General features: G+C 66.9%; 19 protein-coding genes. 14 read left to right on the top strand and 5 right to left on the bottom strand.

Annotated features, from left to right (window positions below; translation table 11 throughout):
* Together NZU74_18415 and NZU74_18410 are read left to right on the top strand one after the other, a co-directional pair.
* Positions 1–205, top strand: a 205-nt coding sequence (locus NZU74_18415; protein ID MCS6883311.1) for a hypothetical protein, incomplete at its 5' end; no start/stop codon positions are given.
* 72 nt (positions 206–277) lie between these two features.
* Positions 278–2,350, top strand: coding sequence for a hypothetical protein (locus tag NZU74_18410; protein MCS6883310.1), 2,073 nt, complete (start codon positions 278–280; stop codon positions 2,348–2,350).
* A 102-nt stretch (positions 2,351–2,452) separates the two neighbouring features.
* On the opposite strand, the gene NZU74_18405 is transcribed toward NZU74_18410, so the two are convergent.
* The 3 genes from NZU74_18405 to NZU74_18395 form a co-directional block, all read right to left on the bottom strand.
* Positions 2,453–3,673 carry a glycosyltransferase family 4 protein gene (locus tag NZU74_18405; protein ID MCS6883309.1) on the bottom strand — a complete coding sequence of 407 codons (1,221 nt, stop codon included), beginning with the start codon at positions 3,671–3,673 and terminating at the stop codon, positions 2,453–2,455.
* A gap of 155 nt (positions 3,674–3,828) precedes the next feature.
* Positions 3,829–5,103 carry a nickel-dependent lactate racemase gene (locus NZU74_18400; protein ID MCS6883308.1) on the bottom strand — a complete coding sequence of 425 codons (1,275 nt, stop codon included), beginning with the start codon at positions 5,101–5,103 and terminating at the stop codon, positions 3,829–3,831.
* Between the two features lie 183 nt (positions 5,104–5,286).
* Positions 5,287–6,624: a glutamine synthetase family protein gene (locus NZU74_18395; protein ID MCS6883307.1), complete on the bottom strand. Its 1,338-nt coding sequence runs from the start codon at positions 6,622–6,624 to the stop codon at positions 5,287–5,289.
* A 277-nt stretch (positions 6,625–6,901) separates the two neighbouring features.
* Here NZU74_18395 and mtnP point away from each other — a divergent pair, with 277 nt between their 5' ends.
* The 12 genes from mtnP (at position 6,902) to NZU74_18335 (ending at position 20,301) form a co-directional block, all read left to right on the top strand.
* Positions 6,902–7,774, top strand: a complete 873-nt coding sequence (gene mtnP / locus NZU74_18390) for an S-methyl-5'-thioadenosine phosphorylase (protein MCS6883306.1) — start codon at positions 6,902–6,904, stop codon at positions 7,772–7,774.
* Positions 7,771–8,529: a coenzyme F420-0:L-glutamate ligase gene (gene cofE / locus NZU74_18385; protein ID MCS6883305.1), complete on the top strand. Its 759-nt coding sequence runs from the start codon at positions 7,771–7,773 to the stop codon at positions 8,527–8,529. Before mtnP ends, cofE begins: the two co-directional genes overlap by 4 nt.
* 25 nt (positions 8,530–8,554) lie before the next feature.
* Positions 8,555–9,157 (top strand): nitroreductase family protein, encoded by a 603-nt coding sequence (locus NZU74_18380; protein MCS6883304.1) that lies wholly within the window; start codon positions 8,555–8,557, stop codon positions 9,155–9,157.
* Between the two features lie 140 nt (positions 9,158–9,297).
* Positions 9,298–10,050: a DUF5995 family protein gene (locus tag NZU74_18375; GenBank protein ID MCS6883303.1), complete on the top strand. Its 753-nt coding sequence runs from the start codon at positions 9,298–9,300 to the stop codon at positions 10,048–10,050.
* Between the two features lie 326 nt (positions 10,051–10,376).
* Complete coding sequence (gene cofD / locus NZU74_18370) at positions 10,377–11,309, top strand: 2-phospho-L-lactate transferase (protein MCS6883302.1); 933 nt, start codon at positions 10,377–10,379, stop codon at positions 11,307–11,309.
* 15 nt (positions 11,310–11,324) lie between these two features.
* The gene (cofC, locus tag NZU74_18365) at positions 11,325–11,948 is read left to right on the top strand and encodes a 2-phospho-L-lactate guanylyltransferase (GenBank protein ID MCS6883301.1); all 624 of its coding nucleotides are present in this window, start codon (positions 11,325–11,327) and stop codon (positions 11,946–11,948) included.
* A 691-nt stretch (positions 11,949–12,639) separates the two neighbouring features.
* Positions 12,640–13,479 (top strand): hypothetical protein, encoded by an 840-nt coding sequence (locus NZU74_18360; GenBank protein ID MCS6883300.1) that lies wholly within the window; start codon positions 12,640–12,642, stop codon positions 13,477–13,479.
* Between the two features lie 50 nt (positions 13,480–13,529).
* Positions 13,530–14,540, top strand: coding sequence for a CSLREA domain-containing protein (locus NZU74_18355; protein MCS6883299.1), 1,011 nt, complete (start codon positions 13,530–13,532; stop codon positions 14,538–14,540).
* Between the two features lie 216 nt (positions 14,541–14,756).
* Positions 14,757–15,740, top strand: a complete 984-nt coding sequence (locus tag NZU74_18350) for a TIGR03557 family F420-dependent LLM class oxidoreductase (protein ID MCS6883298.1) — start codon at positions 14,757–14,759, stop codon at positions 15,738–15,740.
* Positions 15,741–15,870: 130 nt separating this feature from the next.
* Positions 15,871–17,856 carry an acetyl-CoA carboxylase biotin carboxylase subunit gene (locus tag NZU74_18345; GenBank protein MCS6883297.1) on the top strand — a complete coding sequence of 662 codons (1,986 nt, stop codon included), beginning with the start codon at positions 15,871–15,873 and terminating at the stop codon, positions 17,854–17,856.
* 195 nt (positions 17,857–18,051) lie between these two features.
* On the top strand, positions 18,052–19,377 hold the full coding sequence (locus NZU74_18340) for a VWA domain-containing protein (protein MCS6883296.1): 1,326 nt from the start codon (positions 18,052–18,054) through the stop codon (positions 19,375–19,377).
* A gap of 27 nt (positions 19,378–19,404) precedes the next feature.
* Positions 19,405–20,301, top strand: coding sequence for a R2-like ligand-binding oxidase (locus NZU74_18335; protein ID MCS6883295.1), 897 nt, complete (start codon positions 19,405–19,407; stop codon positions 20,299–20,301).
* 317 nt (positions 20,302–20,618) lie between these two features.
* Here the strand turns inward: NZU74_18335 and NZU74_18330 are convergent, their stop codons facing one another.
* Both NZU74_18330 and NZU74_18325 read right to left on the bottom strand, forming a co-directional pair.
* Positions 20,619–21,365 (bottom strand): carboxypeptidase-like regulatory domain-containing protein, encoded by a 747-nt coding sequence (locus tag NZU74_18330; GenBank protein ID MCS6883294.1) that lies wholly within the window; start codon positions 21,363–21,365, stop codon positions 20,619–20,621.
* Positions 21,366–21,450: 85 nt separating this feature from the next.
* Positions 21,451–23,917 (bottom strand): cadherin domain-containing protein (locus NZU74_18325; protein ID MCS6883293.1); only part of this gene is annotated, 2,467 nt, incomplete at its 5' end.

Raw genomic sequence — 23,917 nt, 5'->3', positions numbered from 1 at the left:
GGCGACCGGCGGCCCGCCCGCGCCCGACGCGCCCCCGCCGCCCATTCCCCCGGGTCCGGCCTGCGGGCGACCGACGGCCCGCCCGCGCCCGGCGCGCCCCCCGCCGCTCATCACTGCGTGCCCGGCCCGAGGGACGCACTGCCCCCGCCGGACGCGCCCGGCCCACCTCCCTCCCGGCAATGGCGCCGTATCTCTGGTAGAGTAAAGTTAAAGCAAAGACGCTCAGGCATAGTTCTTCGAGAGACTGGAGACAACACGGAAAGGAAGTATGGCGGTGATGCGACGAAGCTGGGTATGGATCGCCGCTGGCGCGATCGTCGCGCTGTTAATCGGGGGGCTGGCGATCTACTTCCGTTCGCCGCTGCCGCTATTGCTGGATTGGCGACCGCTTCCCGCCGCGCAGATGGAGGCGCGCCTGACAGAGCGCGCCGCCGCTATGTCCCTGACCGCCGAGGCGCGCCGCCAGGCCGCCGAGAGCATGGCTGCGCAGCTCGCCCACCCACAGTGGACGGCCTTCACCTCGGTGAATTTCGTTAATGACCTGCTGGTTGACGACAAGACGGTCTGGGTGGCCACCAACGGCGGTCTGGCTTGCTGGGATGCCTCCTCGGCGGAGGCGCTCAAATTGACCACCGCTGACGGCTTGCCCAGCAATAAGGTCACCGCGCTGGGGGTTGACGCCGACGGCGCGCTCTGGGTGGGAACGGACGCGGGGGCGGTGCAGGTGCGCCTGGATGGCTCGCTGCGCCGTTTTACGGTCGCTGATGGTCTGGCCGACCCCTTTGTGTACGCCGTGCTGGGCGCCTCGGATGGCTCGGTCTGGTTTGGCACCCCCCAGGGGGCCACCCGGCTGGGGCGTGATGGCCAGGTGCGCACCGTGCGTTTTTTAAGTCCCAGGCTTGCCTCGCCAGGCGCTATCCTGCAACCGCGCTTCGCCGATGTGGTGGCCGTGGCCGAAGCGCCGGACGGCGCCATCTGGCTCAGCACGCCCGCCGGTGTCCGGGTGTTCCACACCGATGGACGCCAGCGCTTCCTGTCCCTCGCTGACCTGGGCTATGGACAGGTGATGGCCTTCGCCTTCGCGCCCGACGGGACGGTGCTGATGGCCATCAATACGCTGCGCACCGATACTGGCATTGGTTCCGCCGTGCTCCGGCTGACCCCTGATCGTCGCCTGGAACGGGCGCTGGTGATCGAGCAGACAGAACAGGAATCCATCAGAGGGTCGCTCTTCCGCGATCTTGCGGTGGGTGCGGACGGGGTGATCTGGGTGGCTACGGAGACCGGCGCCATTCGCTTAGACCCCGACGGGAGCTATGAAACCATCGGCGCCGCGCCGGAGAGCGGCGCCGCCCCGGCATTTGTGCCGCGTGTCGCTCCCGGCGCGGACGGCTCGATCTGGTTCGGCACGGACCGCGGCATCGCTCGCCTGCTGCCGGATGGCGCCTGGCAAACGTTGCAGGATAGTGACGGTCCAGTTGACAGTTCCAATCAGATCACGTCACTGGCGCGCGCACCAAATGGGGATCTCTGGGTAGGGACGGCACAGGGTCTCAGTCGTCTTGATGCGGAAGGAGACTGGCAGGCATTCCTCTCCGATCGGTTGTCCTCGGAGATCACCGCGCTGGCAACCGACGCCTCTGGCGACCTGTGGGCAGGCACGACTCAGGGCGTGTTGCGTGTGACGCCGGACCTCCCAGAATGGATCCAGCTCCCCGACTCGCCCGACTGGCCCGCGAATGCGCACGTGCTGGCGCTGGCAGCAACGGCGGACGGCGCGCTGTGGGTGGGTACATTTTACCAGGGAGTCTTCCGGCGCGACGCTGAGGGAACCTGGCGGCAATTCAGCGAGGCCGATGGTCTGGCGGGGAGCACGGTATTTGCCATCGCCCCCGCGCCCGATGGCGCGCTGTGGTTCGCTACGGAGAATGGGGTTGGCCGTCTGAGCCCTGATGAACAGTGGGCAAGCTTCGGCCAGGCAGACGGGTTGCCGGCCGGCAATGTGCGCGCCATCCTCGCTCTCGCCGACGGATCGCTGCTCTTCGCCTTTGCCGACATCGCCGAAGGCGGCAGCCTGATCCGGCGCGCCGCCGATGGAACGTGGCAAACGCTGCTCCCGCCGGGTGGAGACATCCGCGGCGGTATTCTGAGCCTCGCGGCCTTGCCCGATGAAACCATCTGGATCGGCACATCGAACGATGGATTATTGCGCCTGGGCAAAGATGGCAGCCTGGAACGGATAACGGTCGAAGCTGGCCTGGCAGGGAACACGGTGAATGCGCTGCTCGTCGCGCCCGATGGGAGTCTGTGGGTCGCCACCGACGGCGGGTTGAGCCGGCGAACACCGTGATACGATTTGGGATTTTAGATTTTGGATTTTGGATTGCTGTATGGGGCGTCTCAATGTGACCTGGCGCCGCTGCCACCAGGCTGCCGCGCCTGTGACCCTGGCTCAACGATACGCCGCCTCCAGGCGCGGCACGATCATCTTCCAGTCGTAGTGCGCCGCCACGTGGGCGCGCCCAGTGGCGCCAAGGCGCGCCCCCAGGTCAGGATCGGCGATCAGGCGCAGCACCGCGGCAGCGAAGCTCTCAGCGCCCTCGGCGATCAGCAGGTGCGTCTCGTGGCGCAGTCCCTCGACACCCTCGACGCCCATCGGCGTGCTGACCACCGGCGCTTCCATCGCCAGGGCTTCCAGCAGTTTCAGGCGCGACCCGCCGCCGATGCGCATCGGCAACACGTAGACCGCTGCGCCGTCGATGTAGGGCCGCACGTCGGCCACCTCTCCCACCAGTTCAACGGCCTCGCCATCGGCCAGGGCCTGCGCGGCGCGCCCCGCTGCCCGGCCCACCACCAGCAGCCGCGCGTCGGGCCGTTGCGCCCTGATGCGCGGCAACACATCCTTCACGAACCAGCGTAGCGCGTCGAGGTTGGGCCGGTAGTCCAGCGTGCCGACAAAGGTTAGCGTGGCCGGGCCGAAGTCGCCCACCACCGGGCCGCGGCGCAGGTGCGCGGCATCCACGCCGTTGGGCACAACGCGCAGCCGGTGGGCGCGGCGCGGATCAAGCCGGGCCAGTGCGGCGCGGTCCTGCTCCGAAACGACCAGCAGGCGATCAAAGGCCCGCAGCGCGCCCCGCTCATAGCGCGCGAGTTTGCGCCATTGAACCAGTGAATACAGTCCGGCCACGAAAGCTCCAGGGCGCAGCGCCAGGCCCCGGCGCAGATCGGCCAGCGCGGCGCGGCGCTGCAACACGTACTCGGCGTTGAACTCGTCGAGCACCAGTAGCGGGCCGAGGCCGCGCGCCTGCATCAGGTAGCCGGCCATCTCGATGCTCTCGGCCTGCACCACATCGTAGCGCCGGGAGGCCAGCAGGCGGCTGAGGGCCTCGGCATAGGCCGGCGACCGGTTGCGCAGCCCCATGTCGGGCACTGGCGAGGCCAGGGTGGTAATGCCGCGCCGCAGCAGCGAGCGCCGGGGCGGGCCGGGCACAGTGATCACGCCGCAGATCGCCCGCAGCGGCGCCAGCACCGCCACTGCCGCCGCGTCCGGCGCGAAGGTGAGCAATGTCACCTCGTGACGCGCCGCCAGGCCCCGCAACAGATGGTAGATGCGCAGCGCGCCTCCGCTCCGTGGCGGGTAAGGCGGGTAGGGGGATAGAAGGAGAATATGCATGGCGCTCGGGGTCTATCTGCCAGGGCACATAAATGCGTTGCTTTCCGGGGATGGTCTGTGGAGGTGTGGAGATGCAGAGCTGTGGAGTTGTTCGTTCACCTCCACACCTCCACACCTCCGCGCCTCCACAGCTATGCCCTTCCCTGAGCGCCGGTTCAGTCCAACCCCTCCCAGCCGGCCGGTCCAAGCAATTCTAGATCGGGATTGGCAGCGACCTCGGGCAGCAGGGGCGGGCTGACCAGCAGATGCTCAAGGTGCAGGGTGTTTTTGATCCGCACCACACGGGCTGCGGCGGCGTCGGCTCGCCCGCAGGCGCGGATCGCGGCGGCAACGGCGGCGTGGCCGGTGGGCAGGACAATCGGCAGGGCGCCTTTGCACAACCCGACCAGCCCGGCCGTAAGCGCGTTGAGGTAGGTCGCGCGGAGGTCCACCTTGCTGGCGAAGCGGGCCGTGGTAATATCGGCCAGGCCCATGCCGTTGGCATTGCCGTGGGTCTCCGGGGTGAGGTCGAGCACAACGATGACATTGATCACCGGCGAGGGCGGGGGCGGCTGGCCGGGGATGGGCAGGCGACCAATCACGTTGGTGTCCATGCCCGTGCCGCTGATGTTCTTGCCGAGTTCATCTACCACCAGCACATCAATCTGGTGAAAGGGCAGGCGCGCCATCAGCGCTTTGCTGCGTTCGAGCAACCGGGCCTCGCCCTCGGCGCCGATCTCCTCCGGCGGCAAACCCACCACGTCAGCCGTCTGCTCGCGGGCATCTTCGAGGATCGCCAGCCCGCCAAGGATCTTGCCGCTAGCGATCATCACCCGGGCCATTGGCGCCAGCAGGCGCTTCAGGCCGTCCACGGCGGTGCGGTGGATGATTTCGGCGCCGTGACGCTTTCCCAGGCCCACGACGCACATTTTCGCCAGACCGCTCTCGATCGTGCCGTGAAAGGAGGTGTGGGCCTTAACGCGGTTGATCACCAGCACGCCATCGGACTCGAAGGCGAGACGATCCATGAACACCGGCGTGCCATCGTCGAGGCTGCCGATCTGCACCACCTCCATCGAGCTGTGGATAGGGCACCCGATGCTTTGCTCGGTAATGCCGAGGGAGGCCAGGAGCTGGCGTTGCCCCTCGGCAGTGGCCCCGCCGTGACTGCCCATTGCCGGTACGATGAAGGGCGCGGCCCCGGCCAGACGCAGCCACTCGACTGCCGTCCGGGTGATCGGCACGACATCACGGATGCCGCGGCTGCCCGCCGTCACAGCGACGCGCATCCCCGGAGTGATGCGCGCGCGCAGGCCCAGGGCCTCCAGTTGCGCGCGCGTGGCCCCGGGCACATCGGCCAGCGGTCGCGTTTCCCAGCGCTGCCGCACCCGGAAGAGGGGCGGCAGCGGGACATCAGTGGTTATGTCGGGGAGCGTGAAGGCGACTTCCATTCCAGTTGCTCGGGTAGGCCGGGGCTTCAGGCAACACAGGCGCCCGATCAGGTAGCAAGCCGGCAATTCCAGCCACGAAGCCTGCGCCGAACCAGCCCCCTCTCGGCCTCCCCCCGTTGGAGGAAAGCGCCTGACTTCCTCCCCCAGCGGGGGAAGGTTGGGGAGGGAACCGAACTATTTTTCCTAAAAAATCGAGAGATACCGCTCCACTTCCCACTGCGACACATAGGCCCGGTAGCTCTCCCACTCCTGCTGTTTGGCGTCAACGAAGCGTTCGTAGATGTAGGGGCCGAGAGCATTCTGGATCACCTCATCCTCGCGCAGGGCGTCAAGCGCGCTGCCGAGGGAGGTGGGCAGCATCTCCAGGCCGTGGGCGCGCGGGTCCACGTGGAAGAGGTCCTCTTCGGCGGCTTCGCGCAGGGGCAGTTTGCGCTTGATCCCGTCGAGGCCGGCGGCCAGCATCACAGCGTAGGCCAGGTAGGGATTGCAGGAAGGATCGGGGCAGCGCAGTTCGATGCGCGTGCTCTGCTCGCGCCCCGCAGTGACGCGCGGGACGCGCACCAGCGCCGAGCGGTTAGTGCGCCCCCAGGAGATGTACACTGGCGCTTCAAAGCCCGGCACCAGGCGTTTGTACGAATTGACCAGCGGGGCCAGAATAATGCACATCCCGCGGGCATGGGCCAGCAGCCCGGCGATGAAATGGCGCGCCGTGGCCGACAGACCATAGGGGTCGTTCGGATCGGCGAAGGCGTTCCGTCCAGTAACGATATCCGCCAGGCTCTGGTGCACGTGCATGCCGCTGCCGTTTACTTCGGCAATCGGCTTGGGCATAAAGGTGGCGTGAAGACCGTTGAGCTGGGCGACGGCCTTCAACGCCACGCGGGCAGTCACCGTCTGGTCAGCGGCCCGCAGCGCCTCGGCGTAGCGCAGGTCAATCTCGTGCTGCCCGGCGGCGACTTCATGGTGCGAGGCTTCGACCGCGATGTTGAGACTCTGGAGCGCGCGCACCATCTGGCGGCGAATCAGGGTCGCCAGGTCAGTGGAGACGTCGAAGTAGCCGGCGTAGTCGTGGGGCAGGGGCAGGGTGCGGCCATCGCCGTCGGTTTTGAAGAGGAAGAACTCGATCTCCGGGGCGACGTTGAAGGCGAAGCCCAGTTCGCCAGCCTGCCGCGTAACGGCGGCGAGTACGTGGCGCGGGTCGCCGGCAAAGGGCTTGCCATCAGGAGTATAGATGTTGCAGATCAGACGCGCGGTGGCCAGACCCTCATGCTGATCCCAGGGGATCAGTGCGTAGGTCGAGAGGTCCGGTACCAGGTACATATCGCTCTCGACGATGCGCGCGAAGCCCTCGATGGACGAGCCATCGAACCAGACGCCATGGTCAAGGGCGTCGGGCAATTCGTGAACGGGGATGGTCACCGTTTTGACCATCCCGAAGATATCGGTGAATTGGAGATTGACGAAGGCAACGCGCTGCTCCTCGACGCGACGCAGCAGCGCCTGGCGGGGATCGTCGCTCATGGGGACGGCTCCTCATCTGATGGAACGACGCCTATATTGTACCACGCCAGCTCGGGGACATCCCGGCGCTGTCACCTTCAAGCCGTATCTACTCCTACGGCCTGTTTGCCGTTCTCCGGTCTTGCGGTATACTCTCATCAGACAGGTAGGCGCCGCGCGCGCCACCGGGTTGAACGTGGGAGCGTGGAAGGTCCGCGCCCTTCATTTGGGCCACGGCGAGAATCCCTGAAAGCTCCCTGACTGGCATCTGGCAACTGAAGCGGTGAAGGAGCGAGCAATGTCCCAGGCCACGATCGGCGTGATCGGCGGCAGCGGGCTCTACGCAATGGAGGGCCTGGAAGACGTGGAGGAGGTGTCGCTGGAGACGCCCTTCGGCGCTCCCAGCGACGCGTTCATCATTGGCACGCTCGGGGGTCGCCGGGTGGCATTTTTGCCCCGTCACGGTCGTGGGCACCGGCTCAACCCCAGCGAGGTGCCCAGCCGCGCCAATGTCTATGCCTTCAAGCAACTGGGAGTTCAGTATCTGATCTCGGTGAGCGCCGTTGGCTCACTGCGGGAAGAGTACGCGCCGGGACATGTGGTTATCCCCGATCAACTTTTCGACCGCACCAGAGGCATCCGCCCGGCGACATTCTTCGAGAATGGCGTGGTGGCCCATGTGAGCTTCGATAAGCCGTTCTGCCCCGGTCTGAGCCAGCGGCTGTACGCCGCGGCGAAAGCGGCCGGCGCGACCGTTCATCGTGGCGGCACCCTGGTGGTAATGGAAGGCCCGGCATTCTCTACCAAGGCCGAGAGCGAGGAGAACCGCCGCCGCGGCCATTCGCTGATCGGCATGACCGCCCTGCCCGAAGCCAAGCTGGCCCGCGAGGCCGAGATCGCCTACGCCACCCTCGCCATGGTCACCGACTATGATGTCTGGCACCCCGATCACGACGCAGTTACCGTGGAGACGATAGTAGCCGTGCTTCAGGCCAATGCCGTTCTGGCCCAGCGCATCGTGCGCCATGTCGTGGACCTGATCGGCGATGGCTTCGAAAGCCCCGCCCATAGCGCCCTTGCCACGGCGATCATCACCGACCGTTCGTGCATTCCCGCCGAGGCCCGCGAGCGGCTCAGGGTCATCGCAGGCAAGTATCTGGATGCATCATGACCGCGGAGGTGCGGATCATCCCCGTGCGCGGCGTGGGCGAGGTGCGCCCCGGCGATGACCTGGCGCGCCTGCTGCTCACGGCCCTCGATGCCAACGGGCAACTGCTCGCGCCGGGTGATGTGCTCGTTGTCACCCAGAAGATCGTATCGAAGGCCGAGGGCCGCCTGGTTGACCCCGCGCAGGTCGAGCCTTCGGCCTTCGCGCGCCAGGTGGCCGCGCAGGGGCGCAAGGACGCGGCGTACTACGAGGTGGTGCTGCGCGAAAGCCGGCGCATCGTCAAAATGGCTAATGGCGTGCTGATCACCGAAACCCCCCACGGCCTGATCTGCGCCAACAGCGGCGTAGACGAGTCCAACGTGGCCGGCGGCCAGATTGTCTCGTTGTTGCCCGAGGACCCGGACGCGAGCGCCGCACGGCTCCGCGCCGCCATTCGCGAGGCCGCCGGGGTGACGGTGGCGGTGATTATCTCCGACACCTTCGGTCGCCCGTGGCGCGAGGGCCAGGTGAATGTGGCTATCGGCTGCGCCGGCATCGCGCCACTGATCGATTATGCCGGCGCTACCGACCCCTATGGCTACACCATGCAGGCGACACTGATCGCCGTCGCCGATGAACTGGCCAGCGCCGCCGAGCTGGTGATGGGGAAGATTGACGGCGTGCCTGCGGCGATCGTGCGCGGATACGCCTACACCCCCAGCGAGGAGGCCACCGCGCGACGCCTCATCCGCGATCCGCGCTTCGATCTGTTTCGTTGACCATCCCCGGCCAGCGGAGGGCTGGATGGACCTCTTCAGCATTATCCGTGGGCGACGCTCGGTGCGGGCCTTTCGCCCCGACCCTCTCGCCCGCGAGCAGATCGAGGCCGTGCTGGAGGCGGCCCGCTGGGCGCCCTCACCCCACGGGCGCCAGCCATGGCGCTTCGTGGTGCTGACCAGCCTTGAGGCCCGCACGCGCCTGGCCGAGGCTATGGGCGCGACCTGGCGGCGCCAACTGGCCCTCGATGGACAGGACGATGCTACCATCGAGGCGCGCTTTAACAAATCGCGCCAGCGGATCATCGGCGCGCCGGTGGTGGTGCTCCTCTGCCTCTACCTGGAGGACCTCGACGTCTACCCCGATGCCGAGCGGCAGGCCGCCGAGGTCACCATGGCCGTGCAGAGCCTGGGCTGCGCCGCCCAGAACATGCTCCTCGCCGCCTATGCCCTCGGCTTCGATGGCGGCTGGATGTGCGCGCCCCTCTTCTGCCAGGAGACCGTGCGCGCCGCCCTCGGCCTTGATGCAACCTTGCACCCCCATGCGCTGATCACCCTCGGCTACGCCGCGAAAGATCCGCTACGGCGTCCCCGGCGTCCCCTGGAGGAACTGGTGGTGCAGTGGGAGTGATGGGATTTTGGATTTTGGATTTTGGATTTTGGATGGCCATATATGGCCTCTCAGTGAGATCTGGCGGTGATGCGTATTCAGTCTGTTCAACAGAAATCGGTACAACACCCTCCGCGATCGGCGCGTGCAGGAACCCCGTTATGTCCCGCGACATCCAACTGACCACGCGGATGGCCGAGCAGATTGGCCTCTGGGACCGCTGTGGCGATCGCCGCGCGATCTTCCTGAACTGCTATGCCCGAATGACCGGCAATATGTTTGCCGCCGTTCAGGCTGGACGTTTCCACGACCCGCTCTGGGTCACCGATCTTATCCACAATTTTGCCGCCTACTACTTCCAGGCCATAGCAGCCTATGAGAGCGCGGATCCGCGCCTCCCCACGTCCTGGCGCGCGGCCTTCGACCGCGCTGGCCGGGCGGAAACGCCGGTGGTGGTCAGTCTGCTCCTCGGTGTCAACGCCCATATCAACTACGATCTGGTGCAGGTGCTCGCCGACATGCTCGGCCCCGTCTGGCGCGATCTCGCTCCGCAGACGCGACACGAGCGTTATGCCGACTATACCATCGTCAACGCAGTGATCGCTGAAACGATTGATCGCGTGCAAGACGAGGTGGTTGAACCCTACGCGCGCTTGATGCAGGCGCTCGATGTGGTCTGCGGCCCGCTCGATGAGTGGTGCGCTGCGCGCCTGCTCAAAGGTTGGCGCGCCGATGTGTGGTCCCAGGCGCTGGCCATCATCGAGGCCCCGGACCCGCCCACGGGCCTGGCGCTGCGCCGCCGCGCCGATGACCTGGCCCTGGCCCGCGTCAGCCTCTTGCTCGACCGTGGCGAGCTGGGAGCGCGGGTGTTTGGCTACCCATTGCGCTGGCTCGCTCGCCTGCGGCTCATATGAGGTCGAGGAACCCGGCGTTCCCCATGCCCCTACCTGCGGGGAGGGTCCGGGAGGGCTCGGCCCGCGCATAACCGGATAACTCGGCCTTGCTCTCCGCTGCCGAGCGGCTTGCGGCGCTCGGCCCGCGCATAACCGGATAACTCTGCTTTGTCACTTGCCGCAGCTTGCGCTGAGGAGGTTCAGAGGGGTTGCACCCCTCCAGGCTTTCCCCTTCCTGGTGCGGCGAAGCCGCGCTGCACCAGGAAGGGAAGATCTTTGGGGGCCTGCGGCCCCCTAACGCCCGCCAGGGGTAAAGTGACAAAGGAGAAATAAGAAGAGCACAGCCTATGATAGTCGTACTGGCCGGCGGCGTTGGCGCGGCCCGTTTTCTTGAAGGGGTCGTGCAGGTGGTTCTACCCGCAACAGTGACCGCCATTGTCAACACCGGCGATGACTTTGAACTGCACGGCCTGACCATCGCTCCCGATCTGGACATCGTCACCTGTACCCTGGCGGGGGTGATTGACCCGTTGCAGGGTTGGGGCATCGCCGATGACACCACCGCCTGCCTGGAGTGGCTGGGACGGCTTGGCGGGCCGACCTGGTTCAAACTCGGCGACCGTGACCTGGCCCTGCACATCCGCCGCACTGAGCTGCTGCGCGCCGGGCACAGCCTGAGCGCCGTGGCCGACGCCTTTCGCCAGGCCCTCGGCGTGGCGGTGCGCATCCTGCCGATGAGCGACGATCCGGCCCCAACCCACATTCTCACCGACGCGGGCGAGTTCCATTTCGAGGAATACCTGGTGCGCCGGCGCGCCCAGGATGCGGTGCGTGGCGTGCGCCTGCACGCCGCCGGCCCCGCTGCGCCGGCTCCCGGGGTGCTGGAGGCCATCGCCGGGGCCACGGCAGTGCTGATTGCGCCGAGCAACCCCGTGGTCAGCATCGGGCCGATCCTGGCCCTGCCAGGGCTGCGCGCAGCCCTGCGGGAAACCCCGGCCCCCGTGGTGGCGGTCAGCCCGATCGTTGGCGGCGCGGCGATCAAGGGTCCGGCCGTGCCGCTGATGCGCGCCGTGGGGATGGAGGTCTCGGCCCTGGGGGTGGCGCGGGCCTACGCCGATGTACTTGACGGGATTATTATTGACTCAGTGGATGCCGATCTTGTCCCCGCCATCGAGGCGCTGGGAATGCGCGTCGCCGTTACCGATACGATCATGCGCGGCCCGCCCGAAAAGGCCCGTCTGGCGCGTGTCGCTCTGGCTCTGGCGGGTATGGAGTTGTAGAGGTGTGAAGAACCTATGAAACCTATCAACAACCTGCATGCCATTGTCCCCGTCAAGGCCCTGGACCAGGCCAAATCGCGGCTGGCCTGCGCCCTGACGCCGCCAGAGCGGCGGCGGCTGACGCTCGAGATGCTGGAACGGGTGCTGGCGGCGTTGAACGCGGCGCCGCTGGCCGCCGTATGGGTGGTCAGTCCCGACGCCGAGGTGCTGGAACGGGCCGCTGCGCTCGGCGCGCGCCCGCTCCTCGAGAGCCGCGCGGAGTTGAACCCCGCTCTGGAGCAGGCCCGCAGCGCCGCGCGCGCCGCGGGCGCCGCGGCGCTGATCGTCGTGCCCGCCGACGTGCCCCTGGTTAACCCCGAAGACATTGTGGCAATGGCCGGCTTGCTCGCCAGGGGCGCCGATATGGTGCTGGCGCCCGATGCCCTGGGCATGGGCACCAACGCCCTGGCTCTGCGCGCGGGGGCTGAGGTGCCCTTCCGCTTCGGCGGCAACAGCGCCGCCATCCACCTGCGCGCCGCAGTTGAGCGCGGCCTGGTCGCCCGGCTCTACCGCTCGTCGCGTCTGGCCCTCGATGTGGACGACCCCACCGGCCTGGCGCGCTACCGCGCTGAACTGGCGGCTCTGCCACTTCAGGGCTGATGCGACGGCAGAAAAACCGCGCATCCTGACGGTACGCTGGAGCCGGCTGTCACCCTGAGTGCAGAAGCCGAAGCTATGAGTGTAACGTGGGGGAGAGGTCCTCTGCCCTGTGTCCGGAAGACCCCTTGCTGCGTTTCACCTCGCGCGCGGCCGATCGGCTCGGTATGACCTATGCGCCAGAGGACGGAATGTATCTGCCGGGCACGGCAGTTACGACGAGCGCCTGAGTACCGGCAGATCCCGTCGCTACACCTGGCAGGCGCATCCAAAACAAGAGTTTGCATCAACCCCGCCAATTCAGGTAATCGGTAGGTCCTCCCTTCACCCTCCGCCCCCTTTTTCTCAGGTGCAGGATTTTTCGAGCGAGAAGCGGTTTTCGGCATTCCAATGCGCTTACACTCCTCACCTCCCGCCCCTCTTTCTCCCTGTGGAGCTATGGATCACCCACAAGAGAGGGGCAACTCACACCTGCGTGCACCTCTGTACCGACGGGAGTAACCGGCCGGTCGCCCTTGGCGGCGTAACCGGCCCTGCCCGGCGCCACGGGGGCCGAACCGGCCCCTTTGCCGTAACAAGCGCTCCGTATGATAGAGGGCGCATCGATCTGTTCGGCGGCAAGATCGCCCGCCATTCACAGAGGGTGCCGCGACTCACCCGGCACGCGGCGCGTGCAGGATAAAGGAGAAACAGCATGAAAATCGTCTGGCTTGTTCTGGTCCTGGCGGCTGTAGCGTTAACAGCCTGTTCGGCGGATCAATCTTCTGCCCCCGCTGCGACCGCAGCGCCAACCGCAGCGCCTGCGCCAACGGCGGCGCCTGCGGCAACAGCGGCGCCTGCGGCCACGGCTGAGCCGACTTCGGCGCCTGCGGCCACGGCGACGCCTGCCGCGACCGAAGCGCCCGCCGCTTCGTCCGCCAGGGCGTGCCAGAATCCGTATTACCCTGTGGTACAGGGCGCGTCGTGGCAATACCAGCTCAGCGGGGTGAGCAACGACACCTTCACTCGCGCCATTACCGCCGTCCGCGCTGACGGCTTCGACGACCAGGACACGTTCGGCGTCGGTACGATCCGCACAGGCAACTGGGCCTGCCAGGACGGCAACCTCATCGCCCTGACCCCATCCGGAGGTCCGACCGTGGCTGCTGCCGGCGAGCGGTTCGATTTCACTGTCGAGTCGAACGATGGCATCACCTTTCCCGCCGATCCGCAGCCCGGGCAGACCTGGTCGCAGAGTATCGTTTATCGCGGTGGGCAGACCACCGGCGGCGTGAACCTCGAGTCGCGCAACGTGTTGGAGACCTCGTGCAAAGCCGGGAACGTCGAGACGGTTGCTGTCCCGGCTGGCGAGTTCCAGGCTCTGCGGGTCGAGTGCTCTACCAGAATTGACATCTATATCTCCGATACCCTCGCGTTAACGTTCAACAGCACCAGCGTCGCCTGGCACGCGCCGGGCGTGGGTATGGTCAAATCAAGCGGCACAACCGACATGGGCGCCACCGAAACTGTCTTGCTGACATACACTATTCCCTGAAGCCCGGTGTCCTTTTCGATGCGCGCATTGCAGGAGGTCCTTGTAAACCGTTGCGTCTGGTTTTCGCTCTGCTGCTGGCGCCGCTGCTGCTGGCCAGTCAGGGCGCGCGACCCGTGTACGCGGTGGCGTATGTCGTCAATTCACTGGCGGATACCATAGCGAACGATACGTTCTGCACCCTGCGTGAAGCAATTCTGGCAGCGAACAATGCTTCTGCTAACGCCAGCTGTGGCCCGGGGAGCGCCGGCAACGACACCATCACCTTCAGCGTGAGCGGGACGATTACGCTTGGCTTATTTCTGCCGAATATTGTGAGCGGCGCAGGGACGCTGACGATTGACGGCGGCGGGCAAACCATCACCATCAGCGGAAATAATGCTGTGCGAGTAATGATTGTAGACAGCGGTGCTGACCTCACCCTTCGCAACCTGACCATCTCCAATGCAAGCACCCCATTCAGTGGAGGGGGCGTTGCCAATTCTGGCACGCTGACGGTGAGTAACAGCACCTTCTCCAGCAACAGCGCCGGCAGCGGCGGCGGGATCGTAAACCTCAGCAGCGGCACGCTGACGGTTTCTAGCAGCACCTTCTCCGGCAACAGCGCAAACTTCGGCGGCGGCATTGACAACGCCAGCGGTGCAGTGACAGTGACTAACAGCACCTTCTCCGGCAACCGCGCGACCAACGGCGGCGGCGTCTTTATCAACGGCGGAAATACAACGCTCAGGAATACTCTCATTTCCAACAGTGAAGACGGAGGCGATTGCGAAGACACACTGAGCGGCACGAACAACAATAATCTTATCGAAAGCACTGGCAGCGCCTGTGGTCTGACCAACGGCGCGAACGGCAACATCATCGGGCAGGATCCCAACCTCGGCGCATTGACCGGCTCACCTGCCTACTTCCCGCTCAACGCGGGCAGTCCGGCGCTCAATGCGGGTAACAACGCCTCCTGTGCGGCCACCGACCAGCGCGGCGTCTCCCGTCCGCAAGGCGGCCAGTGCGACATTGGGGCCTTCGAAATGGGCGTCGTGGCATTGCCCCTGGTCATCCGATAGACTCGACGCCCGGCACGGGCGGCCAACCTGCCCGGTGGCGGGGTAGCGCCGGCCTGCCATCGCGTGGTAAAGCTGGCCCGCCCGGCCGGTGCCACCCCCATACCATCGCGCGGTAAAGCCGGCCCGGCGGGCCGGCTCTAACTCCTCGCGCGCCGCGGGTTCCAGGCAGTGTTATACTACACTCAGAACTGCCCCGTGAACGAAAGGACCCGCGCCGTGGCAACGATTGGCCTCTCGGCTGCCCTCGAACAGTTCCATCCTAACGAACTCCTTGAACACTGCAAACTGGCCGAATGTTACGGCTTCCGCGGCGTGATGGCCGCCGACCATTTTCAGCCCTGGGTGCCCGCCCAGGGTCACAATGCCTTCGTCTATAGCTGGATGGGCGCCCTCGGCGCTGTTACCGGCCACACCTTCGGCCCTGGCGTGACCTGTCCCTCCTTCCGCACCCATCCCGCCGTCATTGCCCAGGCCGCCGCCACCCTGGGGGCCATGTTCCCCGGTCGCTTCTGGCTCGGCCTCGGCAGCGGCGAATTACTCAACGAGAACGTTGTCGCCGGTGAGTGGCCCGATCCCCTCGTCCGCTTTGAAATGCTCCAGGAAGCCACCGAGATCATCCAGCGCCTGCTCAGCGGCAAGGAGACCCGCTACCGGGGGCGCTACTTCAAGATGAACAAGGTCCGCCTGTGGACTCTGCCGGAGCAACCCGTGCCGATCTACATCGCCGCCACCGGCCCGCAGACCCTTAAGTGGGCCGGGCGGACCTGCGACGGGCTGATCACCCCCGGCGCCTCCCACGAGAAGCTGCGCGGCATTCTCGACCATTTCGCCGCTGGCGCCCGCGAGGCCGGCAAGGACCCGGCGAAAATGCCCAAACTGTTGCAACTCCACATCTCCTGGGCCGAGACCTACGAGGAGGCCCTCCAGAACGCCCTGGTCGAGTGGCCCAACGGCGGCATGAACTTTCCCAAGCAGGACATCCGCTCGCCCGAGGATTTCGCCGCAATGGCGAAGCTGGTGCGCCCCGAGAACTTCACCGGCCGCGTGCTGATCTCGCCTGACCTGGAGGAGCATCGCGCCCATCTGCAGGGCTTTCTCGACCTGGGCTTCGACGCCATCTACGTCCACAACGTCGGGCGCAACCAGGAGGCCTGGATCCGCGCCTTCGGCGAGCAGGTGCTCCCCAGGTTAAGAACCTAGCTCAAAGCCCTGTGCGACCACCTGGAGGGGTATCGGGAGTCTGCGCCTCTCCGCATCATCGCCAGGTCCCACGAAAGCAATCCAAAATCCAAAATCCAAAATTCAAAATCGCATAAAAGGGTCATGCCAGATGTTCTCCCGCATCCTGATCGCCAACCGCGGCGAAATCGCCGTTCGTATCATCCGCGCCTGCCGTGAACTGGGGATCAGCCCCGTCGCGGTCTTCTCGGAGGCCGACGCGGGCGCGCTGCATGTGCGTCTGGCCGACGCCGCCCATCCCATCGGCCCTGCTCCCGCGACCCGGAGCTATTTGCGGATCGAGGCGATCATCGCCGCCGCCCGCGAGCTGGAAGCCGAGGCCATTCATCCAGGCTACGGCTTTCTGTCGGAGAATGCCGCCTTCGCTCGCGCCTGCGCCGAGGCCGGCCTGGTCTTCATTGGCCCGCCTCCGGAGGCCATCGAGGCCATGGGCGGCAAGATCGGCGCCCGTCGCATCGCCCAGGAGGCCGGCGTGCCCGTCGTGCCCGGCTACGACGGCGCCGAGCAGAGCGAGGCGCGGCTGCTGGCCGAAGCCGAACGCATTGGTTTCCCCCTGCTGATCAAGGCCAGCGCCGGAGGCGGCGGCAAGGGCATGCGCGTGGTCAACGACGCCAGCGGCTTCGCCGCGGCCCTCGAGGGCGCCCGCCGCGAAGCCCGCGCCGCCTTCGGCGATGATACTGTCTTCCTCGAACGCCTGCTGCTGCGCCCGCGCCACGTGGAGATCCAGGTGCTCGCCGACGCGCACGGCAACGTGCTGCACCTCGGCGAACGCGAGTGTTCCATTCAGCGCCGCCACCAGAAGATCCTGGAGGAGTCGCCCTCCCCTGCCCTCGACCCCGATCTGCGCGCTCGTATGGGCGACGCCGCGGTGCGCGTCGCCCGCGCTGCGGGCTACGTGAATGCCGGGACGGTCGAGTTCATGCTCGATGCCGCGGGCCAGTTCTACTTCCTGGAGATGAACACCCGCCTTCAGGTCGAGCATCCCGTCACCGAGCAGGTCACCGGCCTCGATCTGGTGCGCTGGCAGATCGCCATCGCAGCGGGGGCGCGCCTGCCCTTCAGCCAGCGGGATATCAGCTTCCGCGGCCACGCCATCGAGGCGCGTCTCTACGCCGAGGACCCGGTGACTTACCTGCCTGCGGTGGGGCGCCTGGCCCTGCTCGACCCGCCCCAGGGGCCGGGCGTGCGCGTGGATGCTGGCCTGACCACCGGGGACGAGGTGACGGTCCACTATGACCCGATGATCGCCAAGCTGGTGGTTCACGCCGAGAGCCGCCCTGCGGCGGTTGAGCGGCTCCGCCGCGCCCTCGACGACTTCGCGGTGCTGGGTCTGACTACCAATCTGCCCTTACTGCGCGCTCTGGCGGCCCACCCTGCCTACGCCAGCGGCGATACCCACACCGGCTTTCTCAACGAGCATCGCCTGGAGGTGGCCCCGCCTGCCGCGCCGCCCGCCGCAGTGCTCATCGCTGCCGCGCTCTACGAACTTCAGGTCGCCCCACGGCAGCATGAGCGCGTGAGCGACCCCTTCGCCGAACGCTGGCGCGCCGGAGGCGCCAGCATTCCGGTCAGCTTTGAGCACGGCGGCGTCATCTACCGTCTCCACGCCCAACGCCAGCGGGAGGGATGGCAGTTCACTCTGGCAGATGAGCGGCGCCACGGGCAGGTGCGGGCCACCGGCCCCGGCGAGTTGCTGGTGGAACTGGACGGACGGCTGGAGCGCCTGCGCGTGGCCCGCGATTACGACGGCGCCATCCTTCTGGCCTGGCGCGGCTTCAGCTATCGCCTGGCGCGGCCCGCGCCCCTCAGCGCCGACAGCGCCGCTCGCGCCGGAGGCGGCCACGATGCCGCCAGCCTCACCGCGCCAATGCCCGGCACGCTGATCAAGGTGCTGGTGAGCGAAGGCGAGCATGTGCGCGAGGGCCAGCCGCTGGTTGTGCTCGAAGCGATGAAAATGGAACATACCGTTGTCGCTCCCTACAACGGCGTGGTGCGCCGCCTGCCCTACACTCAGGGCGCCAGCGTGGCCGGCGGCGCCGATCTGGTGGATCTGGCGCCTCTAGGGAACGGCTCATAGGTGACGCAAAGGCGCGAAGACGCAAGGGATCTGCCCTATCGTTTGCGACGCTCATGCCTCTGCGCCATCACGTCACCTTGTACCGATTGCTGTTGAATGCACCGCATACACACCATCCCTATGTCTCGTTGAAACGCCATATCCACATACGGCAATCCAAAATCCAAAATCCAAAATGGTTATGAGCGTCGCCGTATGACTCTTCATCTCGCCATTTACCCTCCGATGATAGATCTGGCCCCCTGTGCTGAGGCGCAGGTAGCGTATGTCCTGGTCACCATCGGCGCCGAGGGAAGCGTGGGCGCTATGCCGCTGAACTGGGTGGTGGTGGCCGACGCCAGCCGCTCGATGCGCATTCCCATTGTCAGCGAAGAGCAGTTTCGCGATCTGGTGCGCGGCGGCGGCGCGCACGAGGTGCTCGTAGACGGGCTGCCCGTCTGGCAACTGGCCGGCCCCGTCCCCGAAGCCATCCGCGCTGTCGCGCCGAGCGCCCTCGACCATACCGCTCGCGCCCTGCACAGTGTGGTTGAGCGGCTGGAGCAAGACGACCGCCTGTGTCTGGTGGCCTGCGCTGAGCGAGCTCAACGCCTGGCCAGTGGCAACGGCGCGCGGCGCGACGACCTGGTCGCCGGGATCGCCGCGCTGCGGGCGGCGCAACTGGGCGAGGAAACCGACCTGGCAGCGGGGATGCGCCTGGCGCTGGAGGAGTTAGGCGCGACGGGCCGGGTCGGGCGCATCGTTCTGCTCACCGACGGCTTCACTCGTGACCCCGAGGCGTGCATCGCCCTGGCGCGCGTCGCCGCAGCCCGCGGGGCAAGCATCAGCACTCTGGGACTCGGCGGCGAGTTCCAGGATGACCTGCTCACGCGCCTGGCCGATCTGACCGGGGGACGGGCGACCTTCCTGCGCCGCGCCGAGGAGATCCCCGCTGCCGTCAGCGCCGAATTCGACGCTGCCCGCGGCGCAGTCGCCCGCTCGCTGACCCTGGAGATCCGCCTGACCCGCAGCGTGACCCTGCGCCACGCCACCCGACTGGCGCCCGACCTCGCCCCGCTGGAGTGGGAGAGCGATCCCGATGCGTGGTCCATCCGCCTGCGCCTGGGCGATCTGGAGCGTGGCGCGGCGGTGCGGCTGCTGCTGGAGTTCCTGGCGCCCCCCGCGCCGGCTGTCGGCGCGCGGATGCGCCTGGCTGCGCTGACGGCCCGCGCCGGAACAGCGCAGGCCGGCGCCGATGTGCTGGGGCACTACGCTGGCCCCGGAGCGCCGGACACGATTATCCTCGCAGGGGCGGGACGCGCCAGCATCGCCCGGCTCCAGCGGCGCGCGGCGGCCGCGGCAGCCAGCGGCGACGCCGCTGGCGCCGCCAGGCTCCTCCAGACCGTTGCAGCGCGTCTGCGCGACCTGGGCGAGCGCGAACTGGCCCTGGCCGCCCTGCGCGAAGCGGAGACCCTCGCGACTACCGGACGCGACACCGGCCTCGGCGCCCGCGAGTTGACCTACGCCACCCGGCGCCTGGGGTGAAGCCCTGCACAAGAAAAGGAAAAACCCGTGCACACCAGCTTTGCTACTACCACGCGTGGCCTGCGCCGTGACAGCCCGCCGATGCGCCTCTTCGAGAAAGCCAAGCGCCTCGGCGTCTGGAACCCCGGCGCCATTGACCTCTCTCGCGACGCTGCCGACTGGCAGCGCCTCAGCGCGCCTGAGCGCGATCTCCTGCTGCGACTCACCGCTCTCTTCCAGGCCGGCGAAGAGGCCGTGACTCTCGACCTGCTGCCGCTCGTGCAGGTGGTGGCCCGCGAGGGCCGGATTGAAGAGGAACTGTTTCTGACCACCTTTCTCTTCGAGGAGGCCAAGCACACCGACTTCTTCGCTCGCTTCCTCGACGAGGTGGCCGCGACCGATCACGACCTGAGCCGCTACCACACCCCCAGCTTTCGCGCCTTGATCTACGAGGCACTGCCTGCGGCGATGGGCCGCCTGGCTGAGGATGCCTCTCCCCTGGCCCAGGCCGAAGCTGCCCTCACCTACAACATGATCGTCGAAGGCGTGCTCGCCGAGACGGGCTATCACGCCTACTTCACCATGCTTGAGGCCAACGATCTCCTGCCCGGCACCCGCGAGGGCATCCGCCTGCTCAAGCAGGACGAATCGCGCCACATTGCCTACGGCGTCTACCTGCTCTCACGGCTCATCGCTGCCGATGACGGCCTCTGGGCGCCCATCGAGGCGCGCATGAGCGAATTGCTCCTCTATGCCATGGGCGTGATTGACGAGGCTTTTCAGTGCTACGAAGTGATGCCCTTTAATCTCCAGATCGAGACCTTCTCGACCTACGCCCTGGCCCAGTTCCAGAAGCGCCTCGAGCGGCTGGAGAGCGCCCGCGGCAAGAGCCTTGCCGAGATTGAGCGCGTGACGGCGCGGGTGATTGCCGAGGACGATGGCTAAGGTGTGTTTCAGACTCGGGCATCACCGCCTGACAGTTGCTTCGCTTCCCTGCTGACCGGTCCGTCGAGGTGTGGAGGTGTGGAGGTGTGGAGGTGTGCAGGTGTGGAGCTGTAGGGTAGCGGCAAGTTGTGCGTCCGGCAGGTTCTGTGTCACCCTGAGCGAAGCGAAGTGTCCCGGACGAGATGCTTCGCGGCGCTTACCATGACCCATGACTTGCCGGATGCGCCACAAAGGCTTGTTTCACATCGGCCTGGCAATCCGCTTCACACTTCCACACCTCCACACCTCCACATCTCCACACGACCAGAGCAACGCTCCTACTCCTCTGAGGCCTCCTCGGGCGGGGTCGCCAGCATCCGGCGCAGCAGGCGCTGGTCGGCCTCGTGGCGCCGGGCGGCGCGGCGGCGCGGGCGCACCTGCAACAACGCGCCGAGGACCAGCAGCGCCGCGCCCGCCAGCAGCAGCGGCCCCGGCACGCTCGCGCTGGTGGCCGCTGTCGTCGGCAGCGAGACCGGCACAACTGCCACCGCCTCACGGGGAGTGGGCGTCGGTATCGCAGTCGGCGCCGCTGTTGCGGCAGGCGCGGGGGCTGCCGTCGCGGTGGGCTCCGGCGCGGCGGGGGTGACCGGCGCTTCGCTCGTGAAGAACAGGTGCACCACCACTGTATCGCCGTTGCCCACGGCGATCTGCTGGGGCGGCTGGGCCACCCGTCCCTCGCCATCGCGCAATCTCAGGTAGAGATCGTAGAAGCCGCTCACTACCCAGCGGTCATAGTTGCCATTCGCATCGCTGATCACAGTCGAGTCGCCAATCACGACCAGCTTGCCCGGCGCCGGGGCGCCCGTGCGCAGGTCAATAATCGTTCCTGTCACTCGCCCGTAGGGAACCGGCGTGGGCGCGGGCAGGCCGCCCTCTGGAGGGGCAGTTGGCTCCAGCGGCGGGCGCGGCGAGGGCTGCAGCGCCGGCCCTGCTACCGCCGCCGGCGCGGGAACCACGACCATCCCTAACATCAGCAGGATCGCGCCACAGAGCATCAGGGTCACACTGACAATCTGGCGTTGCATACAAAACCTCCTGAAGCTGAGACACCCCGGTCCGCCGGATGGGTGGGGAAGGGCCAGGCGACCTCCCCCACCCTCGAACCTGGCGCTAGCGATCAACCTCGATGGTCACCTGCCGCTCGGCGCGGTTGTTATCCTCGTTCTCCTCGGCGATTGCGCCGCGGGGATCGCGTACCGCGCCGCTGCTGTCGCGGTTCCAGCTATCCACGTAGGCGTAGAGGCTGTACGATCCGTTCTCGAAGAACCCATCCCAGAGCGTGTAGCGGGGCTGGTAGCCGTTGGGGTTGCTCTCGCTCCGCGGCGTGCTGGTGAGGGTCACGCTCTCGCCAGGGCGGAGGGTTCCCTCATAGAACCACGCAATGCCCCGGCAGTTGCGGTCGCGGCAGAGTTCGTTCCACGGCTGGTTCACCGTGGGCGCCTCGCGCGGGTTGATGTAGAAGTCCACCCAGAAGTTCGAGGCCGGCCCGCGACCGCGGTTGGTCACCGTCACCTCGACCCTGGCGGGCGTAAAGGCGCGGGGACGCTCGGGAACAAGCCTGAAGTCCACCACCAGGTCAGGTTCCACTGGGCGATCGTGGATATACGGCAGCAAGATCCGCGGCCGCTCGACCGTGAGGTTGACGGTCGCAGTCGCCGTGGCGCCACGCCCATCGCTGATGGTGTAGGTGAAGCTATCAGGCCCTAGATACCCGGCCCCCGGCGTGTAGCGCAGCGCCTGGCCATTCTCGATGATCTGCACGCTCCCATTGCTGGGAGTGCCGACCGCGGTGATGGTCAGCGGGTCGCCGTCAGGATCGGAGTCATTGGCCAGCACCGGCAGACGGGCGGGCGTGTTCATCAACACCTGCCGCGTGTCATTGACGGCAAACGGCAGCAGGTTGGCGTCAATCGCCTTCGTCGCCGGAGCGCTGTTGCCGCCCGCGCCGTCGCTGACAATGAAGGTCGCCGTGCGCGGGCCGCTGGCGGCCGTCCCCGTCGGAATGGCGAAGGTGATCGCCCTGGTCAGGGCCTGGACGGCGTCGGGCGTGGCGCTGGCGTTGAACAGCACCACCAGGGGGCCGCCGCCGCTCACGCTCAACGAGCCGATTGGCGCCCCGCCGTAGCGCACGATGCCTCCGCTCACGCCGATCTGGCCCGGGCCATCGCCCTGGTTGAGCACGCCGAGCTGATCCTGAGAGCCACCGCCGGTCAGCGTAACGCTCAGGCTGCCGCCGTTGAAGTTGGGGCTATCCGCGTCCGTCACGGTCACGCCGGGATCGATGACCACCGGCGGCTGCCCCTGCACATATGGCGTGGCGCCGGCGCTGGTAGCAACCACCGGGTTATCGTTCTCCGGCGTGATGGTAATGTTGAACGTCGCCACGGGCAGGGTCGTGGTCCCATCGCTCAAGGTAAAGCTGAAGCTGTCGCTGGTCGTCTCCGAGCCGTCGTGGATGTAAACCAACTGCCCGGCGTTGATATTGGCCTGGGTGAAACTGCCCCCCGTGACGAGAATCCCGTTCAGGCGCAACTGGCCGCGCGTAGGCAGCGCCGTGAGGCTAAAGCTTAGATTCGCTGGCGATGTGTCGGGGTCAACCGCCTGCAACGCCGCGGCTGAGATTGCCGCGCTCTGCCCCTCGCCGACGGTCAGGCCGTTGTTGACGAGCGTGGGCGGGTCATCCACGGCGGTGATGTTCAGGGTGATGGTAGCCGCCGGGCTGGTCTGCGGCGGCGCGCCATTGTCCGTGGCGACCACCGTGATCGTGCGCGAAGCCGGCGGCGTGTCCGACGTGTTGGCATAGCTCAGGGTCTGGAGCACGGCGCTCATCGCCGCGGTGCTCAGCGGCCCCGTCACCGTAAAGGTGCATGTCGCCGCATTCCACGTTCCCGAAAAGGCGCTCAAGCTCTCGGTCGCCTCACAGGCGGTGATGGTGGCGGTAAGGGTGGCGATCTGGTTGTTGGGCGCGGTGGTATCGGGATCGGTCACCGCTGCCGCCGCGTCAACAATCGTTGTTGGCGCGGCCTGTTCGGTGTACGCGGCAGTGTAATTCACCCCGGGGGCCGCGCCGTTCAGGTCAACTGCAGGCGCTTCGTTCACATCGGTCACGTTCACCGTCACCGTGCCCGTGCCGCAGAGATTGGGCGCGCCGCCATCGCAGACCTGAATGGTCAGCGTGTAGCTGTTCTGGGTCTCGAAGTCCAGCGCCCCGCTGACGGTGATCTGCCCGCCCGGCGAGCCGATGGCAAAGGGCGCGCCAGCGGGCGCGGTAATGGTAAACGCGCGCGTGGCCGCCGGACCATCCGGGTCGGTCACCGCCACGGTTCCCACTGCCGTGCCAATGGCGCTGTTCTCGGCCACACTGAAGGTCTGGCCGGGCGTGATAGTCGGAGCGGCTTCGTTCTGATCCAGCACATTAATCGTCACCGTGCCCGTGCCGCACGCCACCGGCGCGCCGTTGTCGCACGCCTGCACCGTCAGGGTGTACGTGTTCAGGTTCTCGTAATCCAGCGCCCCGGCCACCGTGATCTGCCCCGTGCCGGCGTTGATGGCGAAGGCGCCCCCCGTGTTCCCCGCG

The sequence above is a fragment of the Chloroflexaceae bacterium genome (genome assembly GCA_025057155.1).
Lineage (GTDB): Bacteria > Chloroflexota > Chloroflexia > Chloroflexales > Chloroflexaceae > JACAEO01.
Note: the sequence above shows the minus strand (reverse complement) of the source record. Positions and strands in the feature narration are given on the sequence as shown.